Origin of the sequence: Cellulomonas sp. GbtcB1, assembly GCF_019091725.1 — a bacterium.
GTDB lineage: Bacteria > Actinomycetota > Actinomycetes > Actinomycetales > Cellulomonadaceae > Cellulomonas.
The window spans coordinates 1-242 of the sequence record NZ_JAGXJG010000462.1 but is presented as its reverse complement, the minus strand read 5'-3'; the positions used below and the strand labels follow the sequence as shown (position 1 = coordinate 242).

Genomic DNA, 242 nt, shown 5'->3' with positions numbered 1-242 from the left:
ACGACCGTCGCCGGGACCGGCAGCGCCACCGCCGCGATGCGTGCGGCGGCCAGGCGGACGCCGCAGGAGGTCACCACCGCCGCGCGGCCGGCGGCGCCACCGGACGCGCCGAGCGCCGCGGGCGCCTCGACCGCGCCGGGCAGCACCTCGATGCCCTCGGTGTCGGGCACCTCCAGCTCGACGACCCGGGCCAGGGCCGCCGCCCGCTCCGCCGCGGCCCGGGCGGCGGGCAGCAGGTCGAG

At 83.1% G+C, this 242-nt stretch carries 1 pseudogene; it reads right to left on the bottom strand.

From position 1 onward, the window contains the following. Nucleotides 1-242: pseudogene (locus tag KVT14_RS21040) on the bottom strand (haloacid dehalogenase); the annotation flags it as partial.